The sequence below is a fragment of the Photobacterium alginatilyticum genome (genome assembly GCF_009910675.1).
GTDB lineage: Bacteria > Pseudomonadota > Gammaproteobacteria > Enterobacterales > Vibrionaceae > Photobacterium > Photobacterium alginatilyticum.
On sequence record NZ_RSEJ01000040.1, the window covers coordinates 1 to 21,319 of the forward strand.

General features: G+C 48.9%; 13 protein-coding genes and 6 tRNA genes. 12 read left to right on the plus strand and 7 right to left on the minus strand.

The genetic code is table 11. From position 1 onward, the window contains the following. The first annotated feature begins 26 nt into the window (after window positions 1–26). Window positions 27–103, plus strand: a tRNA-Asp gene (locus tag EIZ48_RS25780). Between the two features lie 195 nt (window positions 104–298). Here the strand turns inward: EIZ48_RS25780 and ilvY are convergent. Then, on the minus strand, window positions 299–1,180 hold the full coding sequence (gene ilvY / locus EIZ48_RS25785) for an HTH-type transcriptional activator IlvY (RefSeq protein ID WP_160658068.1): 882 nt from the start codon (window positions 1,178–1,180) through the stop codon (window positions 299–301). A gap of 132 nt (window positions 1,181–1,312) precedes the next feature. Between ilvY and ilvC the strand changes: the two genes are divergently transcribed. Next, window positions 1,313–2,797: a ketol-acid reductoisomerase gene (ilvC, locus tag EIZ48_RS25790; protein ID WP_160658031.1), complete on the plus strand. Its 1,485-nt coding sequence runs from the start codon at window positions 1,313–1,315 to the stop codon at window positions 2,795–2,797. 77 nt (window positions 2,798–2,874) lie between these two features. Here the strand turns inward: ilvC and ubiK are convergent, their stop codons facing one another. From ubiK to EIZ48_RS25810, 4 genes are all read right to left on the minus strand, one after another. Further along, window positions 2,875–3,144: a ubiquinone biosynthesis accessory factor UbiK gene (gene ubiK / locus EIZ48_RS25795; protein WP_160658032.1), complete on the minus strand. Its 270-nt coding sequence runs from the start codon at window positions 3,142–3,144 to the stop codon at window positions 2,875–2,877. 129 nt (window positions 3,145–3,273) lie between these two features. After that, window positions 3,274–6,390, minus strand: coding sequence for a multidrug efflux RND transporter permease subunit (locus EIZ48_RS25800; RefSeq protein WP_160658033.1), 3,117 nt, complete (start codon window positions 6,388–6,390; stop codon window positions 3,274–3,276). A 12-nt stretch (window positions 6,391–6,402) separates the two neighbouring features. Beyond that, window positions 6,403–7,509, minus strand: a complete 1,107-nt coding sequence (locus EIZ48_RS25805; protein WP_160658035.1) for an efflux RND transporter periplasmic adaptor subunit — start codon at window positions 7,507–7,509, stop codon at window positions 6,403–6,405. Window positions 7,510–7,537: 28 nt separating this feature from the next. Further along, window positions 7,538–8,104, minus strand: coding sequence for a TetR/AcrR family transcriptional regulator (locus tag EIZ48_RS25810; RefSeq protein WP_160658037.1), 567 nt, complete (start codon window positions 8,102–8,104; stop codon window positions 7,538–7,540). Between the two features lie 199 nt (window positions 8,105–8,303). On the opposite strand from EIZ48_RS25810, the gene rep reads away from it, so the two are divergent. Next, entirely contained in the window at window positions 8,304–10,319 is a 2,016-nt protein-coding gene (gene rep, locus EIZ48_RS25815; protein WP_160658040.1) for a DNA helicase Rep, read from the plus strand. Window positions 10,320–10,373: 54 nt separating this feature from the next. On the opposite strand, the gene EIZ48_RS25820 is transcribed toward rep, so the two are convergent. Continuing rightward, entirely contained in the window at window positions 10,374–10,784 is a 411-nt protein-coding gene (locus EIZ48_RS25820; RefSeq protein ID WP_160658042.1) for a c-type cytochrome, read from the minus strand. 293 nt (window positions 10,785–11,077) lie between these two features. Between EIZ48_RS25820 and EIZ48_RS25825 the strand changes: the two genes are divergently transcribed. The 9 genes from EIZ48_RS25825 to EIZ48_RS25865 all read left to right on the plus strand — a co-directional run bounded on the left by EIZ48_RS25825 (window position 11,078) and on the right by EIZ48_RS25865 (window position 17,911). After that, window positions 11,078–11,154: transfer RNA gene (locus EIZ48_RS25825), tRNA-Arg, on the plus strand. Between the two features lie 35 nt (window positions 11,155–11,189). Beyond that, a tRNA-His gene (locus EIZ48_RS25830) sits at window positions 11,190–11,265 on the plus strand. Between the two features lie 154 nt (window positions 11,266–11,419). Further along, window positions 11,420–11,496, plus strand: a tRNA-Pro gene (locus EIZ48_RS25835). 9 nt (window positions 11,497–11,505) lie between these two features. Beyond that, window positions 11,506–11,581 (plus strand) — tRNA-His (locus EIZ48_RS25840). A gap of 47 nt (window positions 11,582–11,628) precedes the next feature. After that, a tRNA-Pro gene (locus tag EIZ48_RS25845) sits at window positions 11,629–11,705 on the plus strand. A 790-nt stretch (window positions 11,706–12,495) separates the two neighbouring features. Next, a complete protein-coding gene (locus tag EIZ48_RS25850) occupies window positions 12,496–14,214 on the plus strand; it encodes a dipeptide ABC transporter ATP-binding protein (RefSeq protein WP_160658043.1) in 1,719 nt (572 codons plus the stop codon). Window positions 14,215–14,326: 112 nt separating this feature from the next. Continuing rightward, window positions 14,327–15,880 carry an ABC transporter substrate-binding protein gene (locus EIZ48_RS25855; protein ID WP_160658045.1) on the plus strand — a complete coding sequence of 518 codons (1,554 nt, stop codon included), beginning with the start codon at window positions 14,327–14,329 and terminating at the stop codon, window positions 15,878–15,880. Between the two features lie 108 nt (window positions 15,881–15,988). Beyond that, window positions 15,989–16,966, plus strand: a complete 978-nt coding sequence (locus tag EIZ48_RS25860; RefSeq protein WP_160658047.1) for an ABC transporter permease — start codon at window positions 15,989–15,991, stop codon at window positions 16,964–16,966. A gap of 3 nt (window positions 16,967–16,969) precedes the next feature. Then, the gene (locus tag EIZ48_RS25865) at window positions 16,970–17,911 is read left to right on the plus strand and encodes an ABC transporter permease (RefSeq protein ID WP_160658049.1); all 942 of its coding nucleotides are present in this window, start codon (window positions 16,970–16,972) and stop codon (window positions 17,909–17,911) included. Between the two features lie 80 nt (window positions 17,912–17,991). Here the strand turns inward: EIZ48_RS25865 and EIZ48_RS25870 are convergent, their stop codons facing one another. Further along, window positions 17,992–21,018: a putative Ig domain-containing protein gene (locus EIZ48_RS25870; protein WP_160658050.1), complete on the minus strand. Its 3,027-nt coding sequence runs from the start codon at window positions 21,016–21,018 to the stop codon at window positions 17,992–17,994. Between the last annotated feature and the right edge of the window lie 301 nt (window positions 21,019–21,319).

The following is a 21,319-nucleotide window of genomic DNA, read 5'->3' on the forward strand; positions in this document are numbered from 1 at the left end:
CGCAGTGAACGTGCGGTGATTTGAGTGGAGCGGTAGTTCAGTTGGTTAGAATACCGGCCTGTCACGCCGGGGGTCGCGGGTTCGAGTCCCGTCCGCTCCGCCACTTATACTAAGCCCAAGCAGAAATGCTTGGGCTTTTTTACATCTGCCGAATGAGTCCCGCTTGCGCGCAAGCCCGGACTAGGCGCTCACCGTTTCCACTACTTCTCCGAAAGCCTCAGACTGCGCTTATATCAATCCTCTACAAGGTAAGCCACCTAAAGTTGCAGGAGGTTGAGATGCTCTCATCAATGGTTTGTCACTGGTGATTCAAGAAGAGTTCAAGCAAGGCTGATAACAAAGGTTCTTGCTCTCTGCTGCGCTTACAGCAGAGTCCTAACTGCATTGGGGCGATATTCTCTTGGTAATGACGACGGACTTTATTTCCTACCGGGCTATTGTTAATGACAACATCGGGGGCAATGCCGACGCCGCAGCCCAGAGCAACCATACTGACAATCGCTTCATGTCCTCCAACCTGGGCATAAATACTCGGTTTTACTTTCTTAGACTTCAGCCACTTGTCGGCACGTTCCCTTGCTGTACCTGATTCAGGAAGGATAAATGGAAGCTGGCTCCAGTCTGGCGTATCGGTGAGGTACTTCTGTAGCCCTGGAGGTGGGATCAGCGGGCTAATAACAGACATAGTTACTTTGTCTAGTTCAAGGTAGGTTAACTTAGCTGAAAGCGCTTCGGGCTTGGCTGCTATGGCGATATCAGCTTCATCCTGTAATACTTTATCAACTGCCTGAGCAGGATCGCCGGTGATGAGCTGAATTTCGATTTGTGGATAGAGCTGGCGGAACTCATTGAGAATAGCTGGTAGATGACTATAGCTTGCTGTTACAGAGCAAAATAGTTTGAGCTTTCCTTGTAGCTGCTGCTGTTGCTCGCTGAGCTGCGTTTTGAGTTCTAGCCAGCTAGACACAATTTGGGCTGCGACTGGCAATAGTTTTTTTCCGGCAGAGGTTAATTCCACACTGCGGTTGTCACGGATAAATAATGTTTGCCCGGTATCATCTTCCAGTCGCTGGATAATGCGGCTAAGCGCTGACGGGCTTATATGCATAGCCTGCGCGGTCTGACTAAAGCTTTTTGAATCACACAGGTGCAGGAAAAATTGCAGGTTCTTGATGTTCATCGTCCATGTTGCACTTTTTGCAATGAGTTGTTGTGAATATATCACTTTGCGCAACAAAGTACCTGTTCTACTATCAGGTTATTCGACAGGAAGATGTCGACCCAAGGAACAGAATTCACGGAGTTTGTAGTTATGGCTAATTATTTCAATACCCTAAATCTACGCCAGCAGTTAGATCAGCTAGGCCGTTGTCGTTTTATGGATCGTGCAGAGTTTGCAACAGAAGCCGATTTCCTGAAAGGCAAGAAAGTGGTTATCGTTGGTTGTGGTGCGCAGGGCTTGAACCAAGGTCTGAATATGCGTGATTCAGGCCTGGATGTTGCCTATGCATTACGTCAGGCGGCAATTGATGAGCAGCGCCAGTCGTTTAAGAACGCCAAAGAAAACGGTTTTGAAGTCGATAGCTACGAAAAACTGATCCCGCAAGCTGATCTTGTGGTTAACCTAACGCCAGACAAACAACACTCAAATGTTGTTGAAACCGTAATGCCGTTGATGAAGCAAGATGCCGCGTTGGGTTATTCGCATGGCTTCAACATTGTTGAAGAAGGCATGCAGGTTCGTGATGATCTGACTGTTGTGATGGTTGCTCCTAAATGTCCGGGTACCGAAGTTCGCGAAGAGTACAAGCGTGGCTTTGGTGTTCCGACCCTGATTGCTGTTCACCCTGAAAATGATCCGAAAGGTGAGGGCCTGGATATTGCCAAAGCATGGGCTGCGGCAACTGGCGGTCATCGTGCCGGTGTTCTTGAGTCTTCGTTTGTGGCTGAAGTGAAGTCGGACCTAATGGGTGAGCAAACTATTCTTTGCGGTATGCTGCAGGCTGGTTCCATTGTCTGCTACGAGAAAATGGTTGCCGAAGGTATCGAACCTGCTTATGCCGGTAAACTACTTCAGTTTGGCTGGGAGACGATTACCGAAGCCCTGAAGTTCGGTGGCATCACTCATATGATGGATCGTCTGTCTAACCCGGCGAAAGTTAAAGCGTACGAGCTGTCAGAAGAGCTTAAAGAGCTAATGCGTCCGCTTTACAACAAACATATGGATGACATCATTACCGGCCACTTCTCTAGCACTATGATGGCAGACTGGGCCAATGATGATGCTAACCTGCTGGGCTGGCGTGCCGAGACGGCTGAAACCGCTTTTGAAAACTACCCTGACTCGGATCTGCAGATTGCGGAGCAGGAGTACTTTGATAACGGTATCCTGATGGTTGCTATGGTGCGTGCCGGTGTTGAGCTTGCCTTTGAGGCGATGACAGCCTCAGGCATTATCGAAGAGTCGGCCTACTATGAATCTCTGCATGAGCTGCCGCTGATTGCGAACACGATCGCACGTAAGCGCCTGTATGAGATGAATGTTGTTATCTCTGATACAGCAGAATACGGTAACTACCTGTTCGCTAATGTTGCCACTCCATTACTACGCGAGAAGTTCATGCCTTCGGTAGGTACTGATGTGATAGGTAAAGGTCTGGGCGAAACCAGCAATCAGGTTGATAACCAGACACTGATTGATGTGAATGAAGCGGTACGTAGTCACCCGGTTGAGTGGGTTGGACAAGAACTACGTGGTTACATGACTGACATGAAGCGCATTGCTGTAGGTGGTTAATTCCAGCTAGATAAATAAAAAGCCCGGCACATTTCATTTGCCGGGCTTTTTGTTACTTGTTTAATAGAGACGGCAGATTACGCGTCGCTATCTTGCTTGTTGTCAGCCAGCTTCGTTTCCAGCTCGCCCATCTTTTGTTCCAGCTCAGTAAGCTTCTGGCGGGTGCGTAAAAGAACCTGAGTCTGAACGTCAAATTCCTCGCGGCTAACAACGTCTAGTTTACCAAGCTGCGCCTGAATCACCTGACGAACTTTCTGTTCTACATCGTTGCCTAGCTCTTTGACTGGCTGAGGCATTGACTCGTGGATCTGCTTGGCAACCTGCTCAAGCTTTTTTGGATCAAACATAGCTGAGTTAACTCCGTAACGGCTTTTAATCTGTTGCGGTTATTTTATTCAAATATGGTCGGGTTGTCGTCGTTCAATCATAAATTAAAAAAGGCCGCATAAAGCGGCCTTATTATTTACCTAACTAGCTTAGCAGTCACGAGCTTTCAAAGCATTGCGTGCTTCGTCCGCCCGCTTCAGCTTTTCCAGATCCTTGTCCTCGACAAAGATTGGCAGCGGCTTGTGAATACTCGCCAGGTAGGTGTAGATCACCGGCAGTACAAACAGGGTAAAGAGCGTACCGATAGCCAGGCCCGATACGATAACAATACCAATACTGAAGCGCTGTGCGGCACCAGCACCCGTTGCATAGAGCAATGGGATCAGACCCGCGATCATTGCTGCAGTGGTCATCAGGATAGGACGCAGACGAACTTTTGCCGCTTCCATCACGGCTGCCATGCGGTCTTTCTGGTGATGAAGCTGCTCTTCTTTGGCCACCTCACAGATCAGGATACCGTGTTTGGTGATCAAACCAATCAGAGTGATCAGACCGACCTGCGAGTAGATATTCATTGAAGCGGCCCCCCAAGACAGGGCGATCAATGCACCACAGATAGCCAGCGGTACCGAGACCAGAATAACCAGCGGGTCGCGCAATGACTCGAACTGAATCGCCAGAACCAGGAAGATGATTGCCAGTGCTAGGGCAAAGGTCATGTACAGGGCATTTCCTTCGGTAACGAACTGACGAGCCTCACCCATAAAGTCGTACTGGTAGCCTGCAGGAAGCTGGCTGGCCGCATCTGTCTGGAACCAGTCAATCGCCGTACCCATCGCCGTACCCGGTGCCGGCACGGCACCAATGGTTGCAGAGTTAAGCTGATTGAAGTGAGGTAGCGAACGAGGTTCTGCAACGACATCAATGGTGATCAAGCTACCCAGCGGAATGGCATTACCGTCAGCTGCACGGACGTAGTAACCCTTAATCGATTCAGGGTTCAGGCGGTACTTACGTTCAACCTGAGGGATCACCTCGTAAGAGCGGCCATTGAGGTCGATACGGTTGACATAACCATCGGCCATCATGGTACTTAAGGTAATACCGATATCCTGCATCGTCACACCGTAAGCGCCGGCTTTATCCTTGTCGATATGGATTTTCATCGTTGCCGAGTCGTAGTTCAGATCGAGATCTGAATAGACGAACATCGGGTTGGCATTCACATCGGCCAGGATATCTGTGGCAACCTGGAACAGGCTTTCGAACTGGTTTGGCGTCGTAATGACGAACTGAATCGGCAGACCAGAGCCCGCACCCGGCAGTTCCGGCATCTGGAATGCCGTGACAGCCATTTCAGGAATGTCCTTAACCAAGTTAGTGACACGATCCACAACTTCTGCCTGGCTTGCCTCACGCTCACTCCAAGGCACCATAGATGCAATACCAAAGGCCTGATTGGAGCTTGGTACCCCGGAGAATACCTGGGCATAGGCCACTTCAGGTTGCTCGGTCAGGATCTGGTTGACCTTGGCCATGGTGTTGTCGATGTAATCCAGGTTGGCATTGGACGGTGATGTACCCATCATCATCAAAACGCCCTTATCTTCCGATGGCGCCAGTTCACTCGGGATGAACTTAAACAACATCGGCAGCGAGCCAAATACAATAACCGCAAAAACAATAACGACAGGACGCATGTTCATCACGCCGCCAAGCATTTTTTCATAGCGGTTGGTCATGCGATCGAGGAAGTTATGGACAGATGTTTCAAACTTGCTCGGCTTCTCATTAGCCTTGAGCATTTTTGAACACATCATCGGCGATAGCGTCAATGCCACAATACCGGAGACAAATACCGCCCCGGCCAGGGTCAGGGCAAATTCTTTGAACAGCGAGCCGGTGATCCCGCCCATCATAGCGATAGGTGCATATACCGCACCCAGCGTCAGGGTCATGGCGATAACTGGAACGGCAATTTCACGGGTACCGATAATTGCAGCCCTAAACGGTGACTCACCCAGCTTGAGGTGACGGTCGACGTTTTCCAGTACCACGATGGCATCATCAACAACCAGGCCGATGGCCAGTACCATTGCCAGCAGGGTCATCAGGTTCCAGGAGAAACCGAAGCTCTGCATGACCATGGCGACACCAATCAAAGACAGCGGAATGGTGACGATCGGAATGATAACGGCACGGAACGACCCCAGGAACAGGGTGATCACCACCAATACGATCAGAGCCGCTTCAGCGATAGTTTTGATTACTTCGTTGATTGACTCGTTGATAGCGATGGTGGAGTCATACATCACGTTCATTGAGATATTTTCAGGCATGTTGCGTTTTAGCTCAGGCAACAGCTCAAGAATATCGGCGGCGATGTTGATTGGGTTGGCACTCGGTGCGGCGTTGATAGCGGCAACGACGGCTTCTTCACCGTTTGCCGATGCACGGTAGACATCATGGCTCTTTTCTAGCGTGACTTTGGCGATGTCACCCAGACGGATCACCTGGCCTTCCTTGGTTGAAACAACCAATTTCTCCAGATCGTCGGTATTGGATACCTGGGTGTCTGCCGTACCGTTGTACAGGACAAACTCACCGACAGCCTGACCGGTTGCCGACTGGTAGTTGTTGGCATTCAACACGTTCATCACATCGGTTGCCGTCAGGTTGTATGCCGCCATTTTGGCTGGATCCAACCAGACACGCAGGGCATATTTCATCCCGCCGTAGAGATCAACTTTAGATACACCGTTTACCGTGAAGAACTGCGGGTTGATCACGCGCTCCAGGTAGTCGGTGATCTGGCTGGAAGCCAGCTCGTCACTGGTAAAGCCGATATACATTACCGCCGTCGTCGAACCTGTCGACATGGTTACTGTCGGGTCTTCGGCTTCTTTCGGTAGCTGGGAGCGTACCGAGTTGGTTTTGGCCAGAATATCCGCCAACGCCGCATTCGGATCGGTATTGAGCTTCATGGTCACCGTAATGGTGGACGAACCCAACACTGATGATGAGGTCATGAAGTCGATATTATCAGCCTGGGCAATGGCCTGTTCCAGAGGCTGGGTGATAAAGCCCTGGATCAGATCGGCACTGGCCCCGTAATAGCTGGTTGACACCGTTACCACGGTGTTGGTCATGTCTGGGTATTCTCGTACCTGCATTTTGAAGATGGCTTGCAGGCCGAGCAGGGCGATCAGAAAGCTGATCGACACCGCCAGAACAGGACGTTTAATAAAAACATCAGTAAAACGCATTAATCCTCCGGATTACAGCATTGGTGTTTCTGCTGGTGCTTCGAGTGCATTGCTTTCGACAATACGCACCTTCGCGTCATTACTCAGGCGAACCTGACCGGATGTGACAACAGTGTCACCGGCTTTGACGCCATCAAGGATATGTACGACCTCGCCTTTGCGTTCACCGACTTTTACCACTGACTGACGTACACGTAGATCGCCATTGTCATCTTTGCCTACCAGATAGACGTTATCACCGTATAGCGTAAAGGTGATGGCTGTTTGTGGCAGCGTGATTTGGTCTTCCAGGGTCGGCAAAATAATGTGGGCACGGGCAAACATACCGCTGCGTAGCTGGCCTTCATTGTTTGGAATATCAGCCTGAACCTGTACCAGGCCGCTTTGATAGTTGACGGCTGGTTCGATAGCACTGATTTTGCCGCTGAACGGTGTTTCAGGGTAGGCGTCGACAAAAATTTCGATGTCCTGGCCTAGGTGGATATCCGAGATATCCGTCTGCGGTACAGTAAAGCGCAGTTTCATCAGCGTGGTATCTTCCAGGCGAACAATGTCGTCACCCGGCTGAATGTACTGGCCAAGGAAAACATTACGCAGGCCGACTACACCGTCAAATGGGGCTTTGATTGTACGGCGGTCAATGGTCGCCTTCAGGCTTTCAATATCAGCTGATAGCGAGAAGTAAGACGCTTCGGCGTCATCATAGGCTTCTTTGGAAATAGATCCTTTCTGATATAGCCCTTGGTAACGAGCATACTTGGCTTTTGCTGCTGGCAGGCGAGCCTCAGAGCTCTTCAGATTGGCAATTTCAACATCTGAATCAAGGCTGACCAGAGGCTGGTCTGTTTTGACCGTCGAGCCAGATTCGAAATCAATCTTGTTAATCACACCTGAGGTTTCAGTGGTGATCGTCACCCCCTGGTTTGGCTCGATGAAGCCAATGGCTTCAATCGCCGGTACCCAGTTGGTTGCTTGAGTCTCCACAATGGTTACAGGAAATTCAGGCTCAGGCATGTTAGCCATGTACTCTGCTATCATCTTCTGCTTGTACAGATTGAAACCAATCACACTACCGAACAGCAGAAGTGCGAGAAGTAGCATCACTATCCATTTTTTCATTTTATGGTGTGCTCCGGAATTGCTAATGTTAATGCTGTGTTATGGCATCCCAACACGCTTCAAGTGCAGCATCTCGTGCATCGTCGCTAACGTTGAAAACACCGTTTACATGTTTGCGAGCCAGGCAAGCGCTTGGCTCAAGGCTTAAAACACTTAAAATTTCATTATCGAGTTGCTTAAACTGACCGCTGGCTTTTCCTTCATCAAACAGCTGGTTGACCTTGGCAAAGAGCTTTTGTTCCAACTGGTGCTGTTCCTGTCCCTGACGCCTTGGCAGATTTTCAAACTGACCACGGTTTATCAGTGGGGCATCCCCCTGATTTGCCATGTTCCAAATATTCAACCACATGGTACGGAAGCGATTTTTCAGAGGCATTTCATCTGACACGTTCTGAGTAATTTTGTTCGCCACGTGAGTTAAAATATGGTCATGAAGCTGGTGGAGTAAGTCGTCTTTATCCTCGAAGTAGCGATAAATGGTCCCCGCCGCGACACCTGCTTCCTTGGCTACCATCTGCATGGATATACCGTGAAAGCCATATACTGCCAGCAACTTTTCAGTTGCCTGCAATATGCGTGTTTTCTTATCACTCATAAAAGTCACAAATGTAAAAAAAGGTAATGAATGAATGTTCATTCATTATTCTATTGAGCCTTGTTTATTGTGCAAGTGTTTTCTTAACAAGAAGACGGTATCAGCTATGAATATTCGGGGGCGAATAGACATGTGACAGGAACCCGCTACAATGCGCCTGCTGACCTCTAGATGATCAAAAACGACATAGGATACGCTGATGAAACTGAACCCAAGGCAAACCGAAGCAGTAAATTACGTCGCCGGGCCGTGTTTAGTGCTGGCTGGTGCCGGATCGGGTAAAACCCGGGTGATTACCAACAAGATCGCGTATCTGGTTCAGCGTTGTGATTATAAAGCCCGAAATATTGCGGCGTTGACCTTTACCAACAAGGCGGCTCGTGAAATGAAAGAGCGGGTCGGGCAGACTTTGGGGCGCCAGGAGGCCAAAGGGCTGATGGTGTCTACCTTCCATACCCTGGGGCTTAATATTATTCGCCGCGAATATAAAGCACTGGGTCTGAAGGCGAGTTTTTCCCTGTTCGACGATCAGGATCAGATGGCGCTGCTTAAAGAGCTGACCGAGGCCGAGATTGACGGTGACAAAGACCTGCTCAAGCAGTTGCTGTCGACTATATCCAACTGGAAAAATGACATGCTGTCGCCTGGCGAGGCGATGGCCTATGCCAAGACAGAAAGAGATCAGCTCTTTGCCCACTGCTACGACATGTACCAGAAGCAGATGAAAGCCTACAACGCACTGGATTTTGATGACCTGATTTTGAAGCCTGTACTGTTGTTGCGCGATAACCAGGATGTTCGCCAGCGTTGGCAGAACCGAATTCGCTATCTGCTAGTGGACGAGTATCAGGATACCAATACCAGCCAGTACCTGTTTGTGAAGTTGCTGGTGGGTGAGCGTTCACGATTTACCGTGGTGGGCGATGATGATCAGTCGATCTATTCCTGGCGCGGTGCCCAGCCGGAAAACCTCGGCTTGCTAAATAAAGATTTCCCGTCATTACGGGTGATTAAGCTGGAGCAGAACTACCGCTCGACCAGCCGAATCCTGCGTACGGCCAATATCTTGATCGCCAATAACCCCCACTTGTTCGAGAAGACGTTGTTCTCGGAGATCCCCGATGGCGAGTTGCTCAAGGTGATCACCGCCAAGAACGAGGATCACGAGGCGGAAAGGGTAGTGGGTGAATTGATTGCCCATCGCTTTTTGAACAATACCGGTTATAAGGACTATGCAATCCTGTACCGGGGCAACCACCAGTCAAGGCTGTTTGAAAAAGCCCTGATGCAAAACCGGATCCCCTACAAGATATCGGGAGGCACTTCTTTCTTCTCGCGCGCCGAGATCAAAGACATCATGGCGTACCTGCGCCTGTTGACTAACCTCGATGATGACAATGCCTTTTTACGGATTGTGAATACCCCGCGGCGGGAGATTGGCCCGGTGACACTGGAGAAGCTCGGCACCTATGCCAATATGCGAGGGAAAAGTCTGTTCGCCGCGAGTTTTGAGCTGGGGTTGGAGCAGCACCTGAGCGGTCGAGGGCTAGAATCGTTGCAGCGCTTTACCCGCTGGGTGGTTGAGCTGTCCGATAATGCCGAGCGTGGTGATACGGTTGCGGCTGTTCGTCAGCTGGTGCGTGATATCAATTATGAAGACTGGCTGTATGAAACGTCGGCGAGTCCGAAGGCGGCCGAGATGCGGATGAAGAACGTGTCGGATCTCTATAGCTGGATCACCGCCGACCTGGAAGGCGACAACTACGATCAGGAAGTGAAAACCCTGAAAGAGGTGGTACAGAGGCTGACACTGCGCGACATGATGGAGCGCGGTGAAGATGACGATGATGCCGACCAGGTCCAGCTGATGACCTTGCATGCCTCAAAGGGGCTTGAGTTTCCGTATGTTTACCTGATTGGTACAGAAGAAGGCATCTTGCCGCATCAGAGCAGTATTGACGAAGACAATGTCGAGGAAGAGCGCCGCTTGGCCTATGTCGGTATTACCCGTGCCCAGAAAGAGCTGACCTTCACCTTATGTAAGGAGCGCAGACAGTTCGGCGAGCTACTGAAACCCGAGCCGAGCCGTTTCTTGTACGAACTCCCTCAGGATGATCTGGACTGGGAGACGGAAAGAAAGCCGGTTACCCAGCAGGAGCGGATGCAAAAAGGGCAGGCGCACATTGCCAATATCCGGGCTATGTTTAAGAAATAAAGATAAAAAAAGGGTTGATGCCAATACATCAACCCTTTTTATATTAAGGCCGTCTTATAGGCCTTCAATCATGTGGTCGATGGCGGCAATGATTTCGTCATCGCTACAATCCATACATGAGCCTTTGGCCGGCATGGCATTGAAACCGTTGATGGCGTGATCGGCCAGTACATCGTTGCCTTTGGCAAGACGGGCTTCCCAGTCGGCAGCATCGCCTTTCTTCGGCGCACCCATAACGCCAGCACCATGACAGGCAACACAAAATGTGCCATAAACGGTATCACCACTGCGCGGGCCAGCGGCTACGGCAGGTCCTGCGGGCGCATCTCCTTCAAGGTATACCGAGCCAACAGGCTGAATTCGTTCCGCAATAGCTTCGTCTGACATATCGGCTGCCACGGCAGAGCCGGCAAAAGTAATTGCTGCTACTGCGGCTACCATTAGTTGTCGAAGAGATAATTCCATTGAGCTCACCTTACACTTCCAGATTCTTATATGCGATTGCCACAGTCGTATTGCATGAGTTGTTGTTAATCGTACTGTTGAGACAAGGCAGTGATTATTTACAGATTGTTTAAAATGTAAAAACTACGTGATTATATCCCCTAAATTTACTGTGATAAACCGGGGGGCTGTATTTGTATGATACTAATCAACAGATATTTGTTTATATTTACAGCGAACAAGAAAAAAATTTAAAAAAAGACTAGACGAGGGGCAGTGTGATCCGTAATATTCACCTCCGCCGATAGGGCAAGGCGCCCGTAGCTCAGCTGGATAGAGCGTTGGCCTCCGGAGCCAAAGGTCGAAGGTTCGAATCCTTTCGGGCGCGCCATTCCGGTCTTAAGAAATATTGGCAGCAACATTTTGGTGGCTATAGCTCAGTTGGTAGAGTCCCGGATTGTGATTCCGGTTGTCGCGAGTTCAAGTCTCGTTAGCCACCCCATATTACACAGGTATTGATTATAATATCAGTATCTAAGGGTAAATCCCTTGAAGAATTAAGTCGTTGAATTGCCTAGTTTGATAGAGCATCACGGCTCTTGGAATAGCGGACCAGAGGGTAAACCTTCTGACGCAAACCAAGAAAAGAATTTTGTCGGTGAATAGCGCAGTTTGGTAGCGCATCTGGTTTGGGACCAGAGGGTCGGGGGTTCGAATCCCTCTTCACCGACCACTTACAATGGTGGCTATAGCTCAGTTGGTAGAGTCCCGGATTGTGATTCCGGTTGTCGCGAGTTCAAGCCTCGTTAGCCACCCCATTTTTCAGGTAATGTTATCATTTCCTTGGCATGAGCCTAAAATTGCTCGGTGAATAGCGCAGTTTGGTAGCGCATCTGGTTTGGGACCAGAGGGTCGGGGGTTCGAATCCCTCTTCACCGACCACCATTCGAAAGCCTCGTCAGAAATGACGGGGCTTTTTTGCATTTGAGTTTCGGTTGTAGGAAACCGCATACAGGTCGGGGGCTGGCCGCCCCGACGGAAGCCCAGCCGCGTCGAATTCCTCTTTACCGACCACCATTCGAAACCCCAGTCGTCAGACTGGGGTTTTTTTATGTCTGTAGATCTTTGTTCGCTTTCAGTCGAATCTTGCAAGCTGTATTGCTCATCGCTATAAGCTGAGTGAATGAGTCGGTGCCCCTTGCTGTTTATTAGTAAAGCTATCTTGACGTTTTTATAAAAAACGCACTTAGCTGATGATCAAACCTCTTAATCCCTCTTGGTGTGATCTGCTGCAAATTTTATCCATATGCAGTTATCTGTTTTACAAATTGTTACTTAACCCACCATTACCACTGGTAAGATAGGGTTTTTCAGGTTTTTGTTTATATATTGTTAATGGTGCGGGTTTTTGCGTGTGAGAAATTATTCATCATGCGCTGTGGTGATGGTATAGCTTATAACGATATTTCTAGCGTGATGTGCTGATAAACAAAGCGCTCGCTGGCGGTGGAGATGACTGCTTAAACTTGCTTTGTTTGCTTTTTGAACGTGATATAATGATTAATTATTCGAAAATTATTCATTTCTGCAGTTTTTCAGCTTGTTTTGTTGATTTTCTGTGAAATTTTTGCCAAATTGACTGCTTAACATGTATTCAGCAATTTGTGCTGGAAATGAAAGGATTCAATTTTTCAGACAGGGCAGAACGCTGCCAAGCAGTTGGGGTCTGGTAATGGCATTATTAGAAGTTAAAAATCTCCGCATTGAATATCCATCTCGTCATGGTGTTCATGCCGCAGTGAAATCGCTGTCGTTCTCGATTGAGCGCGGTGAAATCGTCGGTGTGGTGGGAGAATCAGGCGCAGGTAAATCCACAGTCGGTAATGCGGTGATTGATTTGCTGAGCCCGCCGGGACAAATCGCCAGTGGTGATGTGTATCTCGACGGTGAAAAAGTGTCAGGTTTAACGCCTGAGCAGATGAGAAAAGTGCGTGGGTCGAAAATTGGTTTTATTTTCCAGGATCCGATGACATCACTGAACCCTCTGTTTACGGTCGAGCAACAGCTGACAGAGACGATCATCACCAATTTACAGGTGAGTCAGGAAGAAGCCTATACTCGTGCTCTGGGTTTAATGGAGCAGGTCGGTATTCCTCAGCCTGAACTGCGGATCAAGCAGTATCCCCATCAGTTCTCCGGCGGGATGCGCCAGCGAGTGGTGATTGCGATTGCACTGGCGGGTGAGCCTGATCTGATTATTGCCGATGAGCCTACCACGGCATTGGATGTTTCGATTCAGGACCAAATTCTTAATCTTATTCGCGATCTCTGCGTCAAGAAAAACGTCGGTTGTATGTTGGTTACCCATGATATGGGGGTTGTTTCCAATGTGACGGATCGGGTTGCGGTGATGTACCGTGGCGATCTGGTTGAAATTGGTGCCACCGAGCAGGTGTTAGGCCGTCCGAATCATCCCTATACCCAGAGCCTCATCTCTGCGGTACCGCGCTCTGATGTTAAGCTGAAGCGTTTCCCGCTGGTCAGCTACATTGAAGAAGCGCAGGAAATGACCCAGCTGGACGTCAAGAACCACTGGCTGGGCCAAAGTGAAGATCAGCGCAGCTATAGTGGCGCCTTGCTGCAGGTTGAAAATGTCAATTTGCGCTTTATCACCAAGAACTCTTTCTTTGAAAGTCGCCGTGAATACGTTCAGGCATCCAATAATGTCAGCTTTGAAATCTTCGAAGGTGAGACATTTGGCTTGGTTGGTGAATCTGGCTCAGGAAAATCAACCATTGCCCGGGTGATCGCCGGCCTGTATCCGCCTAACTCCGGCAAGGTGGTGTTTGAAGGTATCGACCTTACTGCTCTCAAGAGCGAGGCCGAGCGCCGTCCGCTGCGTCGCCAGATGCAGATGGTATTCCAGAATCCGTATACCTCGATGAACCCGCGGATGAAAATTTTCGACATCATTGCCGAGCCGATTCGCTTCCATAAACTGACTGACAACGAAGCGCAGACCCGTCAAATCGTAAATGATTTGCTGGATCATGTGGGTTTGGGCCGAGCTTCGGGAGTGAAATATCCGCACGAATTCTCCGGAGGGCAGCGCCAGCGTATTTCTATCGCCCGTGCCCTGGCAACCCGCCCGCGGCTGCTGATTTGTGATGAGCCGACTTCGGCACTGGATGTGTCGGTACAGGCACAGATTCTGAACCTGCTCAAAGATCTGCAGGACGAGCTGAACCTCACCATGCTGTTTATCAGCCACGATTTGCCTGTGATCCGCCAGATGTGTGACCGCATCGGTGTGATGCAAATGGGCACACTGCTGGAAGTCTCACCGACCGAGCAGCTGTTTACCGCGCCACAGCATGAATACAGCAAACAACTTATCTCGCTGATGCCAGAGTTTAAAGGCATGAGCCAAGAAGGATTGAAGTTAGCTTAACCTCTGCCGCCATCGCCTGAGACGCGGTGGCAGGGGCTGGTATATGCAAGAACCAATAACAAGCAAACACAACGGCAAGGGAGTTCTCTCCCCCGCATAAAGGAGCTATGCAATGAAAACCATCAAGACCAAGCTGGCAGTCGCTTTAATGGCCGCAGGCCTGAGTTTTAGTGCAGCAGCAGCTGACATCAAAGTTGGCTATAGTGCTGACCCTGTATCACTGGATCCGCATGAGCAGCTTTCCGGTGGCACACTGCAACTGTCCCATATGGTATTTGATCCCTTGGTACGTTTTACCCAAGAGATGGATTTTGAGCCGCGTCTGGCTGAAAGCTGGGAGCGTATCGATGACACCACTTTCCGTTTTAAGCTTCGTGAAGGTGTGAAGTTCCATTCTGGCAACGTCATGACCGCAGATGATGTGGTATGGACATTCAATCGTCTGAAGAGCTCGCCAGACTTTAAAGCGATCTTCGAACCGTATACAGAGCTTAAGAAAGTTAACGATTACACGATCGATTTGATATCTTCCGGTCCTTACCCGCTGGTACTGCAGACTGCAACTTACATTTTCCCGATGGACAGCAAGTTCTATAGCGGTAAAACAAAAGACGGCAGAGATAAAGCAGAGCTTGTTAAGCACGGCAACTCTTTTGCCTCAACCAACCTGTCCGGTACCGGTCCTTTCATCGTGACTGCCCGTGAGCAGGGTGTGAAGGTTGAGTTTGAGCGCTTTGCGGATTACTGGGACAACGAGTCCAAAGGTAATGTTGATAAGCTGACCTTGCTACCAATCAAAGAAGATGCCACCCGTGTTGCCGCGCTGCTTTCTGGCGGTGTAGATATGATTCATCCGGTTGCCCCGAATGATCATAAGCGCGTGAAGAGTGCTAAGGGTATCGATCTGGTTACTCTGCCGGGTACTCGTATTATCACCTTCCAGATGAACCAGAGCAGCAATGAAGCACTGAAAGATGTACGTGTTCGCCAGGCGATTGTGCATGCGATCAATAACGAAGGCATCGTGAAGAAAATCATGAAAGGCTTTGCGACAGCGGCTGGTCAACAGGGGCCTTCTGGTTACGCGGGCTACAGTGAAGAGCTGGTTCCACGTTACGATCTGAAAAAAGCCAAGCAGCTAATGAAAGAAGCCGGTTATGAGAAAGGCTTCAAGCTAACCATGATGGCACCGAATAACCGTTACGTGAATGACGCCAAGGTAGCTCAGGCTGCTGCGGCGATGCTGTCGAAAATTGGCATCAAGGTTGATCTGAAGACGTTGCCAAAAGCGCAATACTGGCCTGAGTTCGATGTCTGTGCGGCTGACATGATGATGATCGGCTGGCACTCGGATACAGAGGACTCAGCGAACTTCTCTGAGTTCCTGACCATGACGCGTAATAAGGAAACCGGTAAAGGTCAGTACAACTGTGGCCACTATTCAAATGCCGAGGTTGATAAGCTGGTTACAGCATCAAACGTAGAAACTGATCCGGCCAAGCGTGCTGCGATCCTGCAGAAAGTGGAAGCAACCCTGTACAACGAGGCGGCGTTTGTCCCTCTACACTGGCAGAGTGAAGCATGGGGTGCTAAGTCGAACGTTCATGCTGCCGACATCGTTAACCCGATGGTAATGCCATATTTTGGTGATCTTGTTGTCGACTAACGACTTGTTATAAGACGTTATGTCACCAAGAAATCAAGCAATAAAGTAAGCTGAGTGCCGGAAAGGGTTTTCCGGCACTGATTTTCAGGATGATAAAAGGGGCAAGGAATGTTTACGTTTCTGGTCAAGCGCCTGTTTCAGGCACTGATAGTGATGTTTGTGATCAGTCTGGTGGCGTTTGCCATTCAGGATAACCTTGGCGACCCATTGCGCGAGCTGGTGGGGCAGTCGGTATCAGAAGCTGAACGTCAACAACTACGTGATGAGTTGGGTTTGAACGACCCGTTTGTAGCCAAATACAGCCGTTTTCTCGGCAATGCCGTTCAGGGAGATTTAGGAACATCCTACTTCTTTAAGCGTCCGGCAGTCGACGTTATTCTCGACAAGCTGGTAGCCACATTGGAGCTGGTGTTCGGGGCAACGTTAATCATTATAGTGGTGTCGATACCACTCGGGGTTTATTCCGCTATCCACCCCAATAGCCTGTTTACCAAAGTGGTGATGGCTTTCAGTAGTATCGGGATCTCGATCCCTGTGTTCCTGACAGCGATCATGCTGATGTATGTATTTTCGATTGAACTTGGCTGGCTGCCTTCTTTCGGTCGGGGGGACACCTACAACCTGCTTGGCTGGGAGTCAGGCTTCTTTACCCTCGACGGACTTCGCCATCTCGTGTTGCCTTGTGTGGCTCTTGCATCAATCATGCTGCCGCTGTTTATCCGTCTGGTTCGCTCTGAGATGCTGGAAGTCCTGAGCTCGGAATACATCAAGTTTGCCAAGGCCAAGGGCCTGGCGATGAATAAAATTTATTATCAGCACGCACTGAAAAATACCATGCTACCGGTGCTGACGGTAGGCGGCGTGCAGATAGGTACCATGGTGGCTTATACCATTTTGACCGAAACGGTGTTCCAGTGGCCGGGTACCGGCTTCTTGTTCCTCGAAGCGATTAACCGTGTTGATACCCCGCTGATCACCGCATACGTTATTTTTGTTGGTCTGATCTTCGTCGTCACCAACACCATTGTTGACCTGCTGTATGGTTTGGTTAACCCGACTGTCAACCTGACTGGCAAAGGAGAGTAAGTCATGAGTAGTACGACAGTAGCAGCGCCGAGCCGTTGGGAACGATTTAAGCAATCGGACATTCTGTATTATTTCCTCAAAGACAAAGTGGCAATGTTCAGCTTTGCGGTCTTTATGGTTTTTGTGGTCTCGGCGGTGCTGGCACCTTGGGTAGCACCGACTAACCCGTACGATCTGTCTACCATTGATATCATGGACTCTGAGTTGCCGCCGTCATGGATGGAAGAGGGTGATAGCCGTTTCTTGCTGGGTACCGATGATCAGGGACGAGATATTTTCTCGACCATGCTTTACGGCTCACGTCTGTCGCTGACGATTGGTCTTCTGGCCGTTGGTTTGCAGTTGATACTTGGCGTGGTTATCGGCTTGAGTGCCGGTTATTACGGCGGCCGTGTCGACAGCTTCCTGATGCGCTTTGCCGATGTTCAGCTGTCTTTTTCGACCATGATGGTAGCTATCATTGTTTCGGCTATCTTCCGTACTGCACTGGGTGCCGAGTTATTTGCCCAGTATGCGGTAGTGATGCTGGTGGTGATTATCGGGGTGGCGGAATGGCCGCAGTACGCGCGGACAGTGCGTGCCTCGGTACTGGCCGAGAAGAAGAAAGAGTATGTTGAGGCCGCTCGTGTTATGGGTTTTAAGGCGCCTCGTATCATGTTCCGTCATATTCTGCCAAACTGCCTGTCTCCAATTCTGGTTATTTCGACCGTACAGGTGGCGAATGCGATTATGTCCGAAGCCGCCCTGTCTTTCCTCGGGTTAGGTCTGCCGGTTGATCAGCCGTCACTGGGCTCGCTGATCAGCATCGGCTTTAACTACATTTTCTCGGGTTCATGGTGGATCACGGCCTTCCCAGGTCTGGTACTGGTGACCCTGGTACTGGTTATCAACCTGTTGGGCGACTGGCTGCGCGATGTCTTTAACCCGAAGATTTACAAAGGGTAGCGGCGAGTTACTAGGTTAGAGTTGCGAGATTGAAAAGGCGGCCGGGAGGCCGCCTTTGTTACTTGGCTGAGAAAAGAAGGCTAGTAATTAACTTCTGGCTGAGTGGCGATTTCGATGGCATCAAACGGTGTGTTTGGCTCATTCGTATAAATTGTCTTTAACGCCCATGCAGCTTCTGGTGACCATTTACCGTAATACTGTTCTTTACCATCAGTCTGGTGTCGTAAACCAAGTGCATGTCCCATCTCATGGATCACTATCTCTTTGTCCCACACGGCACCGGGTGTGCCGTCTGTCGGCATGTTACCTAAGTTAATCCAAGATACCCAATCATTGCTAAAGGCATGTGTAGTTGGATTGACCATGGCTGTTGTTGCGCCGGTGTAAGGTCCGTAGCTTACATTGGCTTTCATGTTGGAGTAATCGCCAACTTCAGGGATCACAACCGCAGTGTCTAAACTGAAGACAAAAGCACGCTCGATTCCGCCTACGGATTGATAGTCCTGTTGTAGCTTCTCGATAACGTTGTCAACCGATTGGCTACCACCTTTGTTAAAGTCACGGTAACTGCTAGTGTCGATATCAAGGTATCTAGGTTCGGTAAAAATATCACCTAATAACGCTTCATGGTACGCAATTGCATCTGTGATTCGAGCATCAATGGCAGTACCTTGCTTACCGACAATATAGATATTAATCGGGTTGCTTGGGCTGACATCCCAGCGGAAAGTCCCTTGTTGCTCAAACATAGGGAGTTCTGGCGTTCCATTTAGAAACTGATTTAAATTACCTTCAACAAAACCTTTGTTAGTCAGGGTGTTGATATCTTGAATCAGTGCTTTTAACTGATCCTTACCCATTGCTGGTTTTTCTTTATAGACTGCCTGGTGGAAATCTTTGCCTTCTTTATGATCTTTGAAGAAGAAAGAGGCTGGAAAATCTTTCTCTGCCACAAGCAGTAATTGATCTTTCCCGCCTGCAATTGCTAACTCAAAAGAGTCTTCACCTTCTGACAGGGTGTAAATATGGCTGGTTTTGTCATACACGTATTTGATCTTTTCTTGCTTTTCCGGCGCATCGCAGGTTGCGATGTTTACGGTGTTACCGGAAGTGAATGTGACGGTTTCACAGCGCCAGTCTGGGTTGCCATTCGATGAGTCTGAATTCTCGTCATACACCCTCACGTATGGAGTATCGGGTGCAAAAGCCTGACCATTAGATTTAACCTTGGTTAAATTATCACGCAGTGTTGTTAGCGCCGCTTTGTCTTTATTCTGGATGATAACTTCGTTTATACCCTCAATGGCATCGATCAGCAGCTCGGTGCCATTGTTAGAGTAGGCTATAGAGATGACTTCCTGAACATTTTCATCATCTAAGTCAAAGATAATACTGCCGTTATCCTGAACAGTGTAGGAACCCATAGCTTTTTCTTCGCTGATAATTGTGTTATCGGCAAGAGTAAGCTCGAGTTGTATAAACCCTTCGCTGTTTTCCCATACCAGCCAACTGAGCGGCTTACCTTCGTAGTCGGCAAAAGAATACTCAGGTGCCGGTAACTCACCTTCTTTCTTCTCTACGGTCAGTTCAAATGAAACGGCTTCAGAGCGCTCCTTTTCATCATCAACAGCGTAAATCCGGATTGGGAAAACCCCGGCTTTCTGGCTGTTTCCTTTCAGAGTGTGTCCCACAAGAATAATGCCCGATGGTGCATTCTCAAACTCATAGGTAACTTCTCCACCATCAGGATCAGTCCCGAACAACATAGATAGATCGACAGGCTGAATGTCCTGACCTTGCTTGATGGTTTGTGGTGCGATTTGGCCAGTGACTGGCGGTGTTTCATTTTTAATGATGATGCTAAATTGCAGGGCCTGAGAGCTATTACGTAAATCTTTCGCGGTAACCTCAACGTTAAATTTTCCCGCTTGTTTGATTGTACCGGTAATATCACCCGTTCCTTCATTGATTGCTAGACCTGCAGGTAGCCCAGCTGCGCTATAGGTTAGCAGGTCGTTTTCTGGATCGTCAAAATAGCCACTTGTTTCAATCGGATCAATCGTTTGATCATATGAGGCCACCACGTCTTTCATTTCTATATCAGGCTTTAGCTGTGGGGCTTGGTTGCCTTCGACCGTGAAGGTCAGGTGAGTTACCATGGAGCGAGCACCTTGCGCATCGATAGCAACAATTTGTACCTTGAATGTCCCTGTTTGAGCAGTTGTGCCCGCAAGTGTTGCAGTATTGTTCTGCTCATTGATAGTGGCTGAGATACCCTTAGGCAGGCCACTAAATGTCCACTTGATCTTGTCGCTGTCAGCATCCGTGGCAGTGAGCAGAATCTCTGGCATCGTCATATCTTGAACGAGGGCTATTTTTGCCTCACTGTCAGAAGTGATTTTTGGCCGTTCATTTTTACTAACCAGACCTTCATCGCTGACGGTGATAGCCGTTTTTTCCAATATTTCAGCATCATCGATAGCAGCGACTACCGTTGAGATTTCTTTTAGTGTCTTCAGTTCTACCTGGTTCTGGTGATCAACCAGTGTTTCGCCAACAAGGTTAAGTTTTTCGAGGTTAAGATCAGCGCTTGTATTGTTATTTGCTGCCGCAATGTAATCGCCAAATACCTGCTCTGATGTCAGGTTGAGCGTATTTAGTGCGTCGATGATTTGTTTTTCAGCGTCTGATGCGGAGAGTCCGGTTTCGATCAGGTTAACTTTCATCGTGGTAAACGGTGTTGCGACTTTAGAACCGGCAGGAGCGGATAGTTTAATGCCGGCTTTAAGTGGACCACGTGTTGAGTCAATGGAGTCATCAGTGGTTTCTGCACAAACCTTATTGTTTTGGTAGGTTGCAGGAATTTTGATTTGGCCGTTCAGATCTGTCTGATGAAGGGGGGTCTCACAGGTACCGCTGTTATCTGTATCGACAGAAATCGCTGCATTGGCAATATAGCCGTCAATGACCGTAAAAGTAAAAGATTTTGGCTGAGATTCTGGTTGAGGTGCTGGAGTGACCGAGCCACTGCTGCCATCCCCGCCACAGCCTGTCATTGAGAGAGTCGCCGCTAAAGACGCTGCTAACACTGAGTATTTAAAGTGCATGAAGATTTCCTAGCTAATGTGTTTTATGTGATTAAGATTATGATTTTTAGTTTTTTTATGTGTTGTTGCTCACATAATTTCGCGCACATATATACCGGATATGTTTTTACGATCAATGTCTCGCTTTTATATATGTGACACCTCACCTTCATTTCATAGCTGAATGCTTGATATTTGTGCACTGAATTCTTGTGGATGCATTTTTCCTCTTAATTATTTGATTTATATGCTTAAAAGATCAAGGCGAGTATAGGCATTAATCGGTGGTGTCAGGATGAGGTGAAGGTGCAGATAGGCAGAT

Bases quoted from the DNA above. Each gene is read 5' to 3' on its own strand.
- ilvC (WP_160658031.1), top strand. From the start codon at position 1,313: ATGGCTAATTATTTCAATACCCTAAATCTACGCCAGCAGTTAGATCAG.
- ilvY (WP_160658068.1), bottom strand. From the start codon at position 1,180: ATGAACATCAAGAACCTGCAATTTTTCCTGCACCTGTGTGATTCAAAA.
- ubiK (WP_160658032.1), bottom strand. From the start codon at position 3,144: ATGTTTGATCCAAAAAAGCTTGAGCAGGTTGCCAAGCAGATCCACGAG.
- EIZ48_RS25805 (WP_160658035.1), bottom strand. From the start codon at position 7,509: ATGAAAAAATGGATAGTGATGCTACTTCTCGCACTTCTGCTGTTCGGT.
- EIZ48_RS25870 (WP_160658050.1), bottom strand. From the start codon at position 21,018: ATGCACTTTAAATACTCAGTGTTAGCAGCGTCTTTAGCGGCGACTCTC.
- EIZ48_RS25810 (WP_160658037.1), bottom strand. From the start codon at position 8,104: ATGAGTGATAAGAAAACACGCATATTGCAGGCAACTGAAAAGTTGCTG.
- EIZ48_RS25855 (WP_160658045.1), top strand. From the start codon at position 14,327: ATGAAAACCATCAAGACCAAGCTGGCAGTCGCTTTAATGGCCGCAGGC.
- rep (WP_160658040.1), top strand. From the start codon at position 8,304: ATGAAACTGAACCCAAGGCAAACCGAAGCAGTAAATTACGTCGCCGGG.
- EIZ48_RS25860 (WP_160658047.1), top strand. From the start codon at position 15,989: ATGTTTACGTTTCTGGTCAAGCGCCTGTTTCAGGCACTGATAGTGATG.
- EIZ48_RS25820 (WP_160658042.1), bottom strand. From the start codon at position 10,784: ATGGAATTATCTCTTCGACAACTAATGGTAGCCGCAGTAGCAGCAATT.
- EIZ48_RS25865 (WP_160658049.1), top strand. From the start codon at position 16,970: ATGAGTAGTACGACAGTAGCAGCGCCGAGCCGTTGGGAACGATTTAAG.
- EIZ48_RS25800 (WP_160658033.1), bottom strand. From the start codon at position 6,390: ATGCGTTTTACTGATGTTTTTATTAAACGTCCTGTTCTGGCGGTGTCG.
- EIZ48_RS25850 (WP_160658043.1), top strand. From the start codon at position 12,496: ATGGCATTATTAGAAGTTAAAAATCTCCGCATTGAATATCCATCTCGT.